This is a genomic window from Amphritea sp., from assembly GCF_050300915.1.
GTDB lineage: Bacteria > Pseudomonadota > Gammaproteobacteria > Pseudomonadales > Balneatricaceae > Amphritea.
In genome coordinates this window covers 32,844-48,779 of record NZ_JBNKYN010000008.1, presented here as the reverse complement: position 1 = coordinate 48,779, position 15,936 = coordinate 32,844, and the positions used below count along the sequence as shown (strand labels likewise).

Sequence of the window (15,936 nt, the reverse complement as noted above, 5' to 3'; positions counted from 1 at the left end):
TTTTAAAAACAGATGGTTGTGTTGAGGTTTTGTTGAGTGGTTGGTTTGTTGCCTATAGGTAACATTTTATTTCTCTCATTTGAGACAGGGTGTGGAGGGGGGATTTCTTAATATTGCAAAAAGTTAGACTGGAACTGTTATTGCTCTGGAGCAGCCCAGTATTGACGTGCTTCTTCAGCAGAACCGTCGATCTTTTTGAGGGGGATAAGATAACTGCCTTTTGATGCAAAGCGCTGTCCTGGAGCAAGACTAAGGCGTTGATATACAGAGGTTTCCGGGCTGTTCTCTAACATATGTTCTATACGCTCAATGAGATAGTCCTGTGAGAAATTACTGCGGATATGCATCATCGATTCAGTCAGAACGCTCAGCGCCAGGTAGGTGTTGGATTGTAATCTTTCATAGGGTGTCGCGATGCCCCGGGCATATAGCCAGGTTTTACTGCGGACCCTCTGGCCACTGTTTCCCGGAAGGCTATAGGGGTGTAGCAGCCAACTTTGTTGGCTTAGCCATTCGGGTATCTGATCAAGCTGACGATTCAGCAGCGTCGAGGAGAGAATGGTCGTTGCATCGGTCAGGCCCGACTGCGGCGATAACTTTTGCAGTTCAGACCCGGTAAGCCAGAGAATATACAGAGTATTGGCGCTATTCTCAGAAGTGCGAGAGGCGCTGTTGAGGTATGCAGAAAGCGGCATAGTCTCTGAAACAGGCGCAGGGGATAGCGAGGTCACTCTGTGTGTCAGCGTCTTCGCTGCAACCGTTGAGCGAATGTCCTCGCCCGTCACCTGAATAATCTTGTTGTAGTGGGTATGCTTCTTCAGGAAGTAGATCACCCGGCGGGCTTCCAGGTTCATACCCGCTGAGAAATAGATACTGTAATGTCCTGGCCTGTCAGGCGGCAGATCGGTATTGGGAAACAGGCAGGGCAGGGCCTGGGCCTCACAAAAAAGGCTGATGGGTTCCCAGCGCTGATGGCTGGTTCCCCCGACAACTGCAAAAACCGGGTTAGCATCATAATACTGCTGCAACTGGGCGAACCAGGTAGACGGGTCGCCCCGTAACTCCCAGAGATTCAGTTCCCAGTGGCGGTAGTTATCGTATTGCCAGTCTTTATGCCAGGGGGAATATTTTACCCGCCGTACCTCATGCCGGGTTTGAGCATTTTTCTCTTTAACAAACTGATTCAGAGTACTGAGAAGCGCCTGCTTCTCCATTGCAGAAACGTCATCCGTAATGATGGTTGCCAGTTGAAGGTTATCAGCACTGACGCCAGGGGGAGCAGAGTAATCCAGCGTGTTGAGGTAGTTAATCAATGCATCGGTCTGGGCGTCGCTTAACTGATAACGGGGCATCACTTTACTCAGTGTTTTACCTGTCGCACTGATCCCCTGGGTGATTGCCATTCTCAGAGTATCCCGGGTATAAGCCGGGCGGGTATAAAAACCCTCGGTGCGTTCAGCGTAGAGTTCTCTCTGTTTTACCTCAATAGGGGCAAATAGTGTGGGGCCGGTAATATCGGGAACCTGGTAGCCGCCTTCGCTGGTGCCCAGACCACTGTGGCGATGACAGTTAGCACAGGCAAACAGTTCCCCCGGTAGCGACTGTCCCTGACTGAGTACTGAGATTGAGGAGCCGTCCGAAGGTTGGCCGGTCATAAACAGTGAACGTCCCTCGGAGGGTTGATTTCGTGCAAATCGGTTTGCCAGGCTCGTCTCTGTGGCTGAGTCAGGTGTCAGCTGCCTGATGATCGACTGAGGGTTTACTGTCTCTGTCTGAGCATGGGTCTGCCCGGCCTGCCCGGCAAAGGGCAGGCAGCCTATGGCAACAACAAACGCTGCACTCAGTAAGGCATTTATGGTCGGCATGGAGGTTATTCAGTGGCCCATTTTCATATGATGGTACTCACTGACCAGTTGTTCACTGCTGGGGAAACCATCGAGCCGGGTCCAGGGTTTATCAGCACTGGCGCGCAGATAAGTGACGGGTTCGTGGTTCATTTTACTGCCGCGATAGATATCAAAGGCTTTTTGCAGTTGAATACTGTCCTCAACTGAACCGGTTATAAAGCTCCAGTTATCACGCGCTTCAAATTTTTTCGCGTAACGTTGCAATGCTTCTGGGGTATCCTCTTCCGGGTCTATCGAGATTGAGATCATGCTGAGGTCTTCCGCGCCAGCCAGTTCGCGGTTGACAATTGAGAATGTTGAGCTGAGAACCGGGCAGATTGTCGGGCAGGTGGTGAAGATAAAGTTGACCAGTACGGGCTTGTCGCTGTTCAGTAGTTTATCTATTGCTACCGGTTCGCCGTGCTGATTAAGCATGGTCAGGTGAGGAGCTTTATAGTCATGGCTGCTGCGCTGAACCTGATCTTTCCCAGCCATGTTACTCATCATCGCTTTGTGATGGGCATGAGGATCTTCACCTTCAGTGGCCATTGTATGACCTTCATGAGCGTTGTGATCCATTTTCATCTCAGCCATCATCGCTTGATGTTGCGTGTGGCTGTCTTCGCTGTTCATCTCCGTTGTCTGTTGGTGCTGGTTTGCTTCATGAGCCTGGAGTAATGAGGTGGATAGCACAGTTAATGCAGCGACTGCCAGTCCTGCTTTAACTGGTTTTGTGAGTAACGATTTGATGTTTTTCCTGTTCATGGCAATACTCCCCCGTTGAGTGCCAGTGTGCTGCCAGCGATGAAAACGCCAGCTCCTCTCTCAGGTAGTCATTTTCCATACTCAGACGCTGAAGTCTGAGAAGCTGTGAAACAGTGATAAGCACCTCTTCCTGACACAGTGGTTCAATCAGAAAGTCACTTACCTGTTGCACAAACTCGGGGGTTCCGGCGGGGCTGGCGGTGGCTGATAAAATTGCAATCAGTTTTGCCATCGGTGCCCTGGCATGAAGTTTACGAATCAACCGTTGTGCAGATGTATTGGCTAATTCAGCCGAAAATATTATCAGTTGAGGCTGTTCCCGTCGTAATACCTTCATGGCCGAATGATAATCACTGGCAAACGATAAACGATTTCTGGTAGGCCTGAGCCAGGTAAATAGTTTCTGCTGGTTAGAAGGTGATTCATCAATAATTAAAATAGTTGATGTCATATCACTGTCCGCCAATTATCGCATAGCTGATCATCCCCCCGAATGATTTACAGTCGTACCGTAACTCCATTTCGGTACACCTGAGAATACTCATTGTTATTCTGTTGCTTTTATGACTTGCGCTTTGCTTTTGAGCCTTCTTACTGATCCAGTCAGAGTGACAGGATCCAAGGCTGATTGTTAATGGTTAATAGATAAAGCAATACTTATTCCTAAAATATTAACTATATGTTTTTTAAAATACTTTATTTTCAACGTTAATATTAATTCCCTCTTTTATCGCAGCTATGATGTTGAATACTGGTCCTCTTTATCAATTTTGAGAAGCGAAGTAACTGCTGGATTTTGCCTGCTCGAGTACAGTGCGGATATCCGCCAGAGGCAACGGTTTGGTCATGACTTTGCGCACTCCCACCGCCTGTAGACGGGTAATGAGGTCGCGCTTCTGGTCACGTTTATCATTCGCCTGACCGGTCAGTGCGATAATCGTTGTGCGGGCATAACGTTTGAGAATCTCCTGGCACAGACTGATGCCATCCATATCGCTGATGCGTATCTCCGTAAGGACAATATCCGGTTGCCAGCTGGCGGTTTTCGCAAGTCCTTCGCTGGCAGTATCTGTGAGTTCAACATCAAACTCATACTGTTCCAGGTAGGCTTTCAGATTGGCGGCAAAGGTGTGTTCATCATCAATGACCAGTACTTTGGAACGCTGGCTGGACACCGTTGGCAGTATCACCGACACCGTGGTACCTTCGCCCTCCTGACTGACCAGTTCAAGATGACCACTGTGGTGCATGGCGATACGTTGGGCCATCATCAGGCCAAGGCCCAATGCATGCTTTTTATTACTGCTGAAGGGGCGGAATACATTTTTGATCTGTTCCTGTGAGATACCGACGCCGTTATCCGCAATATCCAGACGCAGATGATGCTTGTCATGGTTTTGCTGCCGCACAGTAATAATACCGCCGTCGGGCATCGCTTCGAGGCAGTTGTCCAGGATAATTCCCAGGAGTTGACGCAATAGCGCTGGATCCCCACTGACAGGTGCGTAGGTTTCAAACGGCAGTAATTCAATAATAATACTCTGGCGGTTGGCCTGTTCGCTGATCAGTTGCAGGCTCTCCTCAACCAGCCGGTCAAAAACAACCACCTGATTATCAAACCGGGATTCGGTCTCGGTGAACTGAATGAATTCACCGATCCACTCCTGAAGTTTGTCTACCGACAGAATTATGTTCTCAGACATCTTTGCTGCGCTGGAGGGGGAGAGCAATGCCAGTTCCGCGCTCGAACGAATTGATGCCAGCGGATTGCGAATACCGTGAGCCATTGCAGAGGTCATCTCTCCAATGGTATCCAGGGCTTCAGACTCAACAATCGCTTGTCGCTGACGTTTCATTGTCCGGCTGGCTTTACGGACAATTGAAAATAAGACAATAAAGAGAATGCTGCCGCCGACTGTCGCCCCTGACCAGATGTAAACTTTAATCTCATGCAGAGTCTGAAATAGATATTCAGGGGTTTTGTAGAGTTCGACGACGGCAACCACTTTGCTTTGATCCGAATTCCACAGAGGGATATATATCTCGATGACCTGATCAAACTTTTTAGCGAAATAGTTCAGATCGGTTTTATCATTGTTATCATCCAGGCTGCTCAATTTTTGTTGGCTGAAGGTTAACTCTCCTTTAAAGGCTTCCGTCAGTTCCGAATTATCTGAAAAGTTCTGGCCTATCAGAGTATGGTCGGTTGACCAGACAATACTCTGGTCCGTTGCATAGATTTTTACCAGTGGGGTGTTGGGGAGGCGACCAATACGTTGCAGATAACCCGCCAGCCAGCGTTTATTATTCAGGAAGTCCTCCTGATAAGGGCGTTCTGGCAGTCGCTCAATGCCGGCAGCGCTCTGAATAAATTGCTGGGTGACGAGGGCATCCTCTCTGAGCATCCGCATGGTGACAATCTCTGTCAGCGAATAGGCCCCGATGGTGCTGATGATTAAAATAGTCATCAGACTCAATAACGTGAAGTTGCGTAACAGGTCCGACTCTCGATGGGTCGATCCTGCGGGTTTGGATTTACTTGATACCTGTTGCGCAACGGGTAACGGCTCGTTCTGTTCAGGTGATAGTGGTTTATTCATTTGTCATTGTCCGATGGCAGAGGACCGATAACACCTTTAGCAGAGCGTGCAACATAGCCTTTCAAGCCGAGTCTATCCAGCTGCCGATACAGGGTGGCGGTTGACAGACCCAGTAAGCGCGCAGCTGATTCACGGCAGCCTTCTGTGCTCTCAAGCGCAGCGACAATATGTTGTTGTTTAAACTTTTCTACGGCGGTGTTCAGATCAGAGAGCGAGCCGTTGTCATCCAGCTGTAGTTTTGCCAGATCTCCCGTCTGCAAGGCAAGGTCTCTGACGCGTATAGTATTGTCATCACAAAGCACCGCGGCACGTTCAAGAATATTTTTAAGCTCCCGGACATTGCCTTTAAGAGGTTGATTCATCAGGTGATGGATAACATCGTTATCGATATCCATCACCGGGCGCTTCAATTCCTCCTTGAGTCGTTGCAGAATCAGAGACACCAGTGCCGGTATATCTTCCATCCGTTCTCGTAATGGCGGGGTTTTAAGGTTAACCACATTGAGGCGATACCAGAGGTCTTCACGGAACTCGCCGTCGGCAACCATTTTGTCCAGATCTCTGTGGGTGGCGCAGATGATCCTTGTATCAACGGGGACAGCGGTATCACTGCCGACAGGATAAACCTGATTATCTTCTAACACCCGTAAGAGTTTACTTTGGATCTGCAACGGCATCTCGCCTATTTCGTCGAGAAACAGGGTGCCCCCTGAGGCCATGCGAAAAGCGCCTTCCCGGGTTTGATTCGCGCCGGTAAACGAGCCTTTTATATGGCCGAACAGGTAGCTTTCGACCAGGCCATCGGGAATAGCTGCAACGTTAACCGGCACGAACAGGCCGTCAGAGTTAAGGGATTTCAGATGTATTGATTGAGCTACCAGTTCTTTGCCGGTGCCGCTCTCTCCCTGAATCAGAACGTTTGTATTGGATATTGCGACTTTGCCGATCAGGCGGCGTAGTTCGCAGATCTGGGGGCTGTTGCCCGCCAGCATCTCAAGGTTTTCTGAGTCCTGGTGTAGTCTGTTGCGCAGGTTAGCATTCTCATTCAATAGCTGCTTGTACTGCAGGGCATTTTCTACTTTGTGCTCTATCTCCAACAGTGGAAAGGGCTTGATAATGTAGTCATGCGCGCCGCAATGAAAGACATCCAGCGCTGTTTCAAGCGAGCTATAGGCGGTCATCACCAGGATAATACTGGCGGGTGCCACCTCTTTGATATGTTCAATTAATTCTGTGCCGTTAGTATCTGGCAAGCGCATATCACTCAGCACGACATCAAAAATATGCTCAGCAAGCAGGGCTTTGGCGGTTGCCTTGGAATTAGCCGAATGTACCTGATAACCTTTGCTAGTCAGAAATTGGTTCAGGTTCTCATTGAGCACCGGTTCATCTTCAATAATCAGAATATCACTCATTACAAACTCCCTTGACCTCAGTACAAACCTATTCTTTAAAATCTCTTTTCCGACAGCATTGTGCGGGGAAGTTAAGCGACACCCGGGTGCCGCCATCGCTGGTTCTGGAGATGTTAATTGTGCCCTGATAGCTCTCGACTATCTGCCGTGTGATCATCAGTCCAACTCCCATGCCCTGATTGTACAGATCATTTTGTGTCAGCATCTCCGGGCTTAAACTGCGGCCATTATTGGTAACGTTCAGATTAATCCCCCCATTTTCTGCTGGTGTTACACTGACTTCGATCCAGCCTCCTTCTCCCGCCGCTTTGATGGCGTTATCGCAGATATTATCCAGTAGCAACAGCAGGTGTTTTTCGCTGATATCCAGTAGGGGAATATTGGGAGTGACTGCATGACGAATTTCGGTTTCTCTGCCCTGAGGGCAGAACTTCAGCAGATTCAGCGTACTCGGAATAAACTCATTAAGGTCGATACTTCGGTCATCAAGTGGTGAACTGTCTTTCATGATCCCGGACAGTTCGCGCAGGATTACTCTGATTCTGCTCACCAGCTGAAGGCAGGTTTGCAGGTCTTTATCGGGTTGCTGCTGTTTACTCTGCATCATTTCCAGCTGGCTGTAGAGGGCGCTGACCGGATTGCTCAGCTCGTGGGTAATACCTGCAGCGGTCATACCTAAGCGGTAAAGTTTCTCTGGTATATCTCTGAGTGTCTGGTGATTCAGTGCTTCAGTCGGCTCTTTAATAATGATCACTGCGCCCCGTTCAGGCTGGCTGACAGGATAGATATCAACTTCAACATCAGCATTGTTCTGCTTCAGAAAGATCACCCGGCCTTCCGAGCTGGTCATCTGTTCTAACGCCCAGCGTACGCTGCTGGTAATGGTGCGGCGCTCGTCCAGTTTACTGCTGATACTCTCGATATCTCTCAGATTGCGGCCAATGTTGCAGAGTGTTAAGCCCGTTTTATTGGCGTTAATAATATTAAGGTCGGCATCAACCATCAGCATGGCATCATTGCTGCGCTGGAATAGCAGATCCCAGCCGAGCAGTGCTCTGTCACCGGGTGCGTTATTATTATTTGGTAGCATAGCTACCCCCTTGTTCTGGCAGAAGCTGTGCTGCCATTTCTGTTAAACCTGGAACGGCGTAATCCCATGCAAGTATGTGAAAAGGTTCTCTGATGTTGCCTGGCTGAAGTGCTATCGTTGAGGTCAGTTGGAGACTACTGAAGCCAGACTGTTCAGCCCGCGCAGAGATCTCCAGCAAACGGCTGCTGGCTGCATTGAAGAAACGATGGGATTGATTCGTGGTAATCCCCATCGCCTTTAAAAGCTCTGGTCGTGCGGCGGCCATATCTATGCTGTTTTGCCCGGAATAGATCGTTAACAATGGGGCTAATCTGAGATACAGTGCGGTACTCATACCCATCACCCGCTGCAGCTCAGCAACACTTTTAAATGGCTGGTTGGTGGGCAGAAAGGGATGGTCGGCCAGCAGATAGTCGCGCCGCTCGGCTCCGTTAAGCCGGACCAGTTCATCACCATCACGCCAGTCAAGAATACGGTCTGTCATTGTATCTGCCCACTGAGGGTCATCTATTAGGCCTTGCATTATCTTGCGCAGCAGAGGGTCAGATATCTGGTTAATATCCGCTTTGCCCACTTCACTATAGACGGTGCTGTAGAGCCTGAACCCTCCATAGATGGGTGGTTCGTCCGCTGCCGTGTTTTCCGAACCTGGCTGCAGCTGATGACTCAGTAAGTTGTACAGGGTCAGATGAACAGCGGCTTCAGCCGCATAGCGCGCCTGAGCCTGAAGTAACCATTGTCGTGTGGTATCCGTACTATAACGCTGGTTAGCGACCAGGCTACCCGCCAGCAGTGAGAGAATAGTGACCACCCAGAGGACACTTAGCAGGGCGACTCCCTGCTGCTGGCGAAAACAAGGGGCAGAATCAGATCGCATGACGATGCCTCCTCGGCTCAACAGTGAGTGGAAGCCAGTCCGGTTGTTCAGTATCAGGCTGATAGATACGAATTAACTGGGGTAGCCTGTTCCGGTAAGGCCAGCGTTCTAACCAGTTTATGTCGTTGCCGCCGGAGTCACTGTACTCAACCCGCAGGGGAGTGCTGGTTGTCAGCGTTAGCTGTTGTTGCAGATCCGGGTTGTCCGTTCCATAGGGGGTTATCTGAATATCGAGTTCCGCAGGTTCGGTTTTGATCGACACCTGGTAACTGTATAAGCCGGCATCACCTTGCAAGGGTGAAAGCTGAGCGACAAATGCGATACTGTCTTCACGACCCTCAAACTCAATCGGGCTGTTACGCTGCTGGTCATTGCTAATCAACAGGCAGTTTTGTAACTGTTGACGCAGATGTTGTCGCAGCAGGTATTGCTGCTGCTCGTTATCAGTGTGGGTTGAAATGCTATGCCAGCTGCGAATGCCCTGATAGAAACTGCCATATACCACCGTTAGCAGGATGATGGTTATCACCATTGCTACCAGCAGCTCAAGCAGTGTGAAGCCGGATGAATTGAGTCTCTGCCGGGTCATGAACGGGCTCCCAGCCGCAGGGTTTTTAATACCACTGGGTAATCCTGCCGCTCACCCCAGCTGACCTGAACCTCTATCTGATACAGCATAAACGGATAGCGAACCGCCTGCTCAGTACCCGTTTCCCAGGGCGTGATGCTGGCGCGCCAGCGATATCTGGATTCATTGCCTTCCAGATCATTGGCACGTAACGGGTCGCTGGCCAGTTGTTCCAGCCTGCTTTCGGCAACCTGAACGGCATTCCGATAGTCTGAATTGATTGCCGCACTTTTTGCGGCGCCGGAGAACAGGTTGAGAATCACACCCAGTGTCAGTGCAGCGATCACCATCGCCACCAGCACTTCGAGCAGGGAAAAACCACGCTGTAACTCAAAGGGTTTCATATCTTACCCCTCCGGTCAGCCAGTTAATGCTGAAGTTTGTCTTTTTATCCTGTTGGGTCAATTGAAGGGTGGCGCCGTTGCTACCTGCGTTGGGTATAAATAGCAGATAACCGCTTTCCAGGGGTTGCTGTTCTGAGTTGATAAATACCAGTTCACTATTTTCTGACCAGCTAAACAGTGTTTCACCTGCACTATTGATCAGACTACGGTCGGCAGTTGACAGTTCCAGCTTGACTATCTGGCCTGTTTCACTGGCTGTGTTACGTGCCTGGTTCAGCGTTGTGGTCAGATCATGCACCTGTTTCTGGAACTGTGCGCCGGAGAATGCAGCGCCGAAACGGGGGATAACCAGTGCGAGCAACATCCCTGCTATGGCCATAACGACCAACAGTTCCAGCAGGGTAAAGCCGGTCTGTCGCTGTGAATGTGGTTGCACTATAATCCCCCGGTTTTCTTTGTTAGTCTCTGTTCCCCATGTGCCTACTTCCAGCTGGCAATATCTGCATTTTCCCCTTCGCCGCCTTCATTATTATCGGCGCCCAGAGAGAACAGATCGTACTCGCCATTCTCACCGGGGAACTTGTAGCGGTATTCGTGTCCCCAGGGGTCCATACGCACGACTTTCTTCTTCAGATAGGGGCCGTTCCAGCTACTCACACCTTCCGGGGCATTGATAAGGGCATCCAGACCCTGTTCGGTATTGGGGTAACTGCCAACTTCGAGTCGATACAGGTCAAGGGCGGCCCCCAGTTCCTGAATCTGCAGCATGGCCGTCTTGGTCTTGGAACTGTCCAGATGTTTTAACACTCGGGGACCGACCAGACCGGCCAGCAGTCCCAGAATGACCAGTACCACCAGAATCTCGAGCAGGGTAAAGCCCCGTTGTGTGTGCGTTGACTTGTTTTTCACATATCTCTCCTTGATTAGAGTGCTATATCGTTAATCCCGATAATGGCGGACAAAAGGGACATAATCAGCACTGCAATGATGAACCCCAGCGATAGAATCAGCGCTGGTTCCAGAATATGCAGCAGCCTTTGCGTTTCAGTTTCAATTTGCCGGTCGTAGATATCAGCTGTTTTTAACAGCATGCCGGGTAGTTCACCGGTTTCCTCTCCGACCTGGGTTAACTGGACGACCAGTGGTGGCACCCGTTTACTGTTTCTCAGTTGGTCAGAGAGGCGACCGCCTTCGCGCATGCGGGTGGCGGCGAGGGTAATCTCTTTTAACAGAGTGTTATTGGTGAAGGCCGCACTGGACATCTCAATGCTGGACAGCATCGGTACGCCACTGTTGATCAGGTTGCCGAGACTCCGGCAGAACCGGGTGTACTCGATTTTTACATGGAGCTTACCGATTAGCGGCAGATTTAAACGTAGTGCATCCCACCAGGTGGCGGTTGAGCCGCTGGATATCGTCCGGTAAGCGATAATCAGTAACAGTGATAAGAGACCCAGAGCATAGACACCATAATCGATGCTCATCTGGCTTAACCACATTACAAAGCGGGTTTCCGGGGGCAGTTCTTGACTAAAACCAGCAATGATGTCGGCGAACTGTGGTACCACATAGAGCAGTATCATCAGAATCGATAGCAGCGACACGCCCAGTAATATGATCGGATAGAGCAGCGCGGCAGAGACCTTCTCTTTTAACTGACGGCTACGCTCCAGGTGTTGACAGAGGGTTTCCAGTCCGCGACCGATCTGGCCACTGGCTTCAGCTGCGCGGATCAGGCTGACATAGAGAGGATTAAAATAGCGCGGGAATTGTTCCAGGGCCTGGCTGAATGTCTGACCGCCCCGCAATTGTTGACGCAGTTCATGAATCAGTGCCTGCAGAATAGTGGAGGGGGTACCCTGTTGCAGAATCTCAAGACTCCGGTCAAGTGGAATTCCTGCTTCAACCAGATACATCAGTTCCTGAGTGAACTCAAAGATCAGTTCTCCACTGGCTGATCTGAAACGTACGGCTTTGGCCCGCTTCTTTTGGTTTTTCGGTTGCTGGCTGTCCGCATAGATAGGCACTTTACCGCTGGCCTGTAACTGGGTAATCACCTCTTCGCGGCTACCTGCCGAGATAATACCTTCTGTCAGTTCACCATTAATACCGATCGCCTTGTAATAGAAGGTGGTCATCTCAGCTCTCCTGAGTGACGCGCAGTACTTCTTCCAGGGTAGTAAGCCCCGCCAGCGCCTTACTGCAACCGTCGCTATACATGGTTTTCATACCATGCTCGACCGCCAGTTGCTGTAACGCTCTGGCGTCGCAGTTCTGCATGATCTGTCGCCGGATAATGTCATCAACAGGCAGCACTTCTGAGATGGCGATACGACCGTTGTAACCGGTATTGCGGCAATGTTCGCAGCCAACCGGGTTGTAGAGCCTACTCTGGGGATCAATTGTTTCACCGCTATTGCGACTAAGCCGCGCCAATAGTTCCGGCATCGGCTGGAACGGTTCAGCACAGTGCTGACAGAGTTTACGTACCAGACGCTGGCTAACCACGCAGAGCAGGGTAGAGGTCAACAGGTAATCTTCCACGCCCATGTCGAGTAAGCGGGTGATACTACCGGCGGCTTCGTTAGTATGCAGGGTAGATAACACCAGATGACCGGTGAGTGCTGACTGAATACAGATTTTCGCGGTTTCCAGATCCCGCATCTCACCTACCATGATGATATCCGGATCCTGGCGGACAATAGAGCGTAGTGTTGTGGCGAAATCCAGTCCTATAGAAGAACGCACCTGAATCTGGTTAATCCCTTCAAGTTGGTACTCTACCGGGTCTTCGACGGTGATAATCTTTCTTTGCTCTGTATTCAGCCCCTGCATTGCGGTATAGAGGGTGGTGGATTTACCGCTACCGGTGGGGCCTGTGACCAGGATCATGCCGTTGGGTTTTTCCAGCGCACTCCTCAATCGGGCCAGAGGTTCACCACTCATGCCGAGACTCTCAAAATCCAGCACCAGACTATCTCGCTGCAGAATCCGCATAACCACGCTTTCGCCATGTACAGTCGGGATGCTGGAAACCCGGATATCGATAGTTTGCCCCTGAACCCGAAGATCGATGCGGCCATCCTGAGGCAGACGACGTTCTGCGATATTCATATGGGCCATGATCTTAATACGCGAGATGACTGCGGCACTTAAGTGTGCCGGAGGGGCTTCAACCTCCTGCAATAAACCATCACAGCGAAAGCGAACTTTTAGTTTGTCGTGGAACGGCTCAATATGGATATCTGAAGCATTATGTTTGCAGGCGCGTTGAATCAGCAGGTTTACCAGCCGGATAACCGGAGCTTCGCTGGCCATATCTCTGAGCTGTTCGACATCGGCATCGCTGTTGTTGCCAGAATCCTCAATCTGATCGGCAATTTTCCCCAGTTGCGACTGACCCTCGCCATAGAATTGATCATAGAGTGTGTCGAGGTCGGTTTTGCTGATAACGACCGGCTGAACCCGTTCTGCTCCGGAAGCCAGTCTGGTGCTTTTAATAACAAACTGATCGCCAGGATCAAGCATTGCCAGGGTGAGTATGCCGTTACTCAACTCCAGGGGGATAACTGAGTGTTGTTTGAGGAAGTTTTCAGTAATCAGGTCGGCACAGGCCGGGGTTGCCGGAAAGTCTTCAAAAGATACTTTGCGTAGCTGAGTAATCTCAGCCATACAGAGGGCAAGGTCTTCAGCGCTGACCTGGCCCAGTTTGAGCAACATCAGCGGCAGGCTGGTTGAGCCGCTCTGCTCTCTGGCTAACGATAGGGAACGGTTAAAAAGCTCCTCAGTAAGCTTTTTCCGGGAGGTAAACCACTCTTTAATCTGTTGTTCAATTAGTTCTTTGTCGTCACTGTGTAACGCTTCGGCATTCCCCATCCTCACATCCTTTTGTTTTTATTCGCACAGGTGCTGGGTTCTGGTTAAGAAAATTCCGTTTCAAACTCCTGCAGTCATGTAACCGTGTTTGTTTAGTTTAGATGAGAAAAGAGGAAAACCACAATTGCTTAATAGTCATGTTTTAAACAATCATCATGAAAATTATTGCCAATAAAATTATTCACTATTACTAATTTTATATTAGCAATAGTGAATATGATAATTGGCTTTCCGTTGCATCAGAAATCGTGACGGTAGCCTAAGTTTATGTAATAACTGTTAGTTTCCTGGGTATCGTCGGTGAGTTCGCGGTTGGACACTTCGCCCCCCGTCTCAAATTCGAAACGGGTTTTACGGGTCCAGCGGTATTCCAGACGAACCGAGGGGCGAACATACCACTGGGAGGTATTATCGTCGGTATTTTCGCGATATTCTGTTTGAAAACGTGGATTGATTCTTAACTTTTCGTTGACCGGATAACGGCTGTTAAATGTTAAGGCCAGCCGTTGGCTGGTGGTTGCGTCGGTTAAACGGATACCGACTATTCCCAGATCTCCCTGTTTAATCAGATTATTGCCGATCGCTTGTACAAACAGTGAGTATTCATAATCTGTTCCCGGAAAACCATCGACACCGCCAGAGGTTTTACTGTCGCCCTGCTTGGAAATAGTCAGGTCGCCACTGAGTTGAAAATCATCGGTGATCGGCTGCACCATACCCAGGGTGGTGGTAAAGCTGCGGGTGGTGCGATCCAGTGCGTACTGACGGGCTTCGTCCTCGGTGATACCCGTTGCCAGCAGTTCACTCAGGGTACTGACAGGCTGGCTTTGAATTGCCGTGGTGGTGGTTAGTACCGGACTGTTACGGTAATCGACAGAGAGGTTGAAGGTCTGCTCTTTCGCATTGGTCCAGCTGCCCAGTGTAAACAGGGTGTTCAGTTCGTTGAAAGAGATATCATAATCTAACAGTGTAAACAGGGTTTTACCCGGCTGGAAATAGCGCACCTCGCCACCGATTGCCCGGCGGTCCAGTATGTTTTCATTCCGTTGTTCGATCAGAAAAATGTTATAGTCCCAGGCGTTGTTGAAGGTTCCCAGATCAACGTTCACGCCGTAGAACCACCGGTCCAGATTGACCTCTTTGTAGGTGGCTGTTTCAACCGGAAAGCCTGCGACCAGGTTCACCTTAACGGTTTCATTCAGGGAATGGCCTGCCAGAACCCCATCAAAACGACCTAACACACCACCAGAGCTGCTGGACTGTCGTCCCAGACGCAGAGTATTGCTAGCCTGCTTGTCCTGAATATCAACGTACAAAGTGCTGATTCGTGCTTCACTTTGAGTGCTGTCGAGAAAGTCTTCCTCATATCCACCCGAAAACCGGGTACGTATATCATACTCATCGCCCCGGTAGCGACCTGTCAGGTAAAGGTCGTTGGAGAGCGCGTCGCGGTTGACTGAGGTGGTTTTGAAGTCTTCAGTTTCAGTCGAAAACTCATCACGGCGGTAGAACTGCGAGATGCCACCGTAGACATCCCAACGGGATGGTTCTGCTTTACGGGTTGTAGTGGTTCGGGCCGTAGGTGTTTGTGTTGCGGTGATCATTGCGGTAATACGCTGACGGACACGCAGGGCGTCTGCGCCATCGGGATATTTCTCCAGATACTGATCCCAGGCTGCTTTTGCCTGAGCCTGCTGACCTTTGCGCTCCCGGGCAACACCGGTAAATTCCAGCGCCTGGCGGCTGTACTGGTTTTCTGGCTCCCGAAGAATTTTAGTATACAGCTGGATAGCCCGATCATACTCCTGGGCAATCATGGACTGCTCAGCCTGGAGCATTATTTTTCCCAGGGGATCATCGCTGTCAGTGGCTGAGGTGCCTGACGTACCGGCAGAGGTGATAACCACAATCGGCTGGCTGGAGGACGGTGATAACTCCGTTGTCGTTTTCCCGGTTTGCTCTGTTTCTGTCACCGGTTGTGTCGTCTGGGATGCTGCGGCTGCCGGCTGGTTTTCTGCTGTTACTGCAGGCGGGGTGCTGCGGTTCACTTCAGCAATGGCATCACTCTTTTCGGCTTCAGGAACCTTGGTGATCCAGAGTTCAGGATGTCTGTCGCGGATTGATACCGCTAATGCTTCGGCATCTTTCGCGCTGGGGAAAAAGCCAACCCTGACCCGGTACCACTTTTTTCCGTCGACCACTGAGCTGGTGATATAGGTTACCTGACTTTTAAATGGTAGTTCCCTGATCACCTGTTCAGCATCTGACAGGTTTGCCAGAGAGGCTACGTGAATTGCATAACGGCCGCTCGACTGTATGGCTGAGCTCTCCGAGCCCTGGGTCTGAGCCGCTGCGTAACAGGGAAGGGTGGTGAGTGATCCTCCAGCGATAACAGCAGCAATAATAGTCGATAACAGGGTTTTAGTCGGGTTATGCATTATGTTTTCTCAGTTTC

14 protein-coding genes are annotated in these 15,936 nt (G+C 50.3%); all 14 read right to left on the bottom strand.

Annotated elements, in window-relative coordinates:
- Positions 1-137: 137 nt before the first annotated feature.
- The 14 genes from ACQY8X_RS03625 to ACQY8X_RS03560 all read right to left on the bottom strand — a co-directional run bounded on the left by ACQY8X_RS03625 (position 138) and on the right by ACQY8X_RS03560 (position 15,919).
- A complete protein-coding gene (locus ACQY8X_RS03625; RefSeq protein ID WP_428033779.1) occupies positions 138-1,865 on the bottom strand; it encodes a c-type cytochrome in 1,728 nt (575 codons plus the stop codon).
- 9 nt (positions 1,866-1,874) lie between these two features.
- The gene (locus tag ACQY8X_RS03620) at positions 1,875-2,651 is read right to left on the bottom strand and encodes an SCO family protein (protein WP_428033778.1); all 777 of its coding nucleotides are present in this window, start codon (positions 2,649-2,651) and stop codon (positions 1,875-1,877) included.
- Entirely contained in the window at positions 2,608-3,102 is a 495-nt protein-coding gene (locus ACQY8X_RS03615) for a response regulator (RefSeq protein WP_428033777.1), read from the bottom strand. Before ACQY8X_RS03615 ends, ACQY8X_RS03620 begins: the two co-directional genes overlap by 44 nt.
- Before the next feature lie 313 nt (positions 3,103-3,415).
- Positions 3,416-5,251 carry an ATP-binding protein gene (locus ACQY8X_RS03610; protein WP_428033776.1) on the bottom strand — a complete coding sequence of 612 codons (1,836 nt, stop codon included), beginning with the start codon at positions 5,249-5,251 and terminating at the stop codon, positions 3,416-3,418.
- On the bottom strand, positions 5,248-6,666 hold the full coding sequence (locus ACQY8X_RS03605; RefSeq protein WP_428033775.1) for a sigma-54-dependent transcriptional regulator: 1,419 nt from the start codon (positions 6,664-6,666) through the stop codon (positions 5,248-5,250). The genes ACQY8X_RS03610 and ACQY8X_RS03605 overlap by 4 nt, the downstream gene beginning before the upstream one ends.
- Before the next feature lie 28 nt (positions 6,667-6,694).
- A complete protein-coding gene (locus tag ACQY8X_RS03600) occupies positions 6,695-7,756 on the bottom strand; it encodes an ATP-binding protein (protein ID WP_428033774.1) in 1,062 nt (353 codons plus the stop codon).
- The gene (locus ACQY8X_RS03595) at positions 7,743-8,633 is read right to left on the bottom strand and encodes a general secretion pathway protein GspK (RefSeq protein WP_428033773.1); all 891 of its coding nucleotides are present in this window, start codon (positions 8,631-8,633) and stop codon (positions 7,743-7,745) included. Before ACQY8X_RS03595 ends, ACQY8X_RS03600 begins: the two co-directional genes overlap by 14 nt.
- Positions 8,623-9,222: a PulJ/GspJ family protein gene (locus ACQY8X_RS03590; RefSeq protein WP_428033772.1), complete on the bottom strand. Its 600-nt coding sequence runs from the start codon at positions 9,220-9,222 to the stop codon at positions 8,623-8,625. Before ACQY8X_RS03590 ends, ACQY8X_RS03595 begins: the two co-directional genes overlap by 11 nt.
- Positions 9,219-9,605, bottom strand: coding sequence for a type IV pilus modification PilV family protein (locus tag ACQY8X_RS03585; RefSeq protein WP_428033771.1), 387 nt, complete (start codon positions 9,603-9,605; stop codon positions 9,219-9,221). The genes ACQY8X_RS03590 and ACQY8X_RS03585 overlap by 4 nt, the downstream gene beginning before the upstream one ends.
- On the bottom strand, positions 9,592-10,041 hold the full coding sequence (locus ACQY8X_RS03580) for a pilus assembly FimT family protein (protein WP_428033770.1): 450 nt from the start codon (positions 10,039-10,041) through the stop codon (positions 9,592-9,594). The genes ACQY8X_RS03585 and ACQY8X_RS03580 overlap by 14 nt, the downstream gene beginning before the upstream one ends.
- A gap of 44 nt (positions 10,042-10,085) precedes the next feature.
- Positions 10,086-10,514 carry a type II secretion system major pseudopilin GspG gene (gspG, locus tag ACQY8X_RS03575; RefSeq protein WP_428033769.1) on the bottom strand — a complete coding sequence of 143 codons (429 nt, stop codon included), beginning with the start codon at positions 10,512-10,514 and terminating at the stop codon, positions 10,086-10,088.
- A gap of 14 nt (positions 10,515-10,528) precedes the next feature.
- Positions 10,529-11,743 carry a type II secretion system F family protein gene (locus ACQY8X_RS03570; RefSeq protein ID WP_428033768.1) on the bottom strand — a complete coding sequence of 405 codons (1,215 nt, stop codon included), beginning with the start codon at positions 11,741-11,743 and terminating at the stop codon, positions 10,529-10,531.
- Between the two features lies 1 nt (position 11,744).
- Positions 11,745-13,481, bottom strand: coding sequence for a type II secretion system ATPase GspE (gene gspE, locus ACQY8X_RS03565; protein ID WP_428033767.1), 1,737 nt, complete (start codon positions 13,479-13,481; stop codon positions 11,745-11,747).
- A gap of 239 nt (positions 13,482-13,720) precedes the next feature.
- On the bottom strand, positions 13,721-15,919 hold the full coding sequence (locus ACQY8X_RS03560) for an SPOR domain-containing protein (RefSeq protein ID WP_428033766.1): 2,199 nt from the start codon (positions 15,917-15,919) through the stop codon (positions 13,721-13,723).
- Between the last annotated feature and the right edge of the window lie 17 nt (positions 15,920-15,936).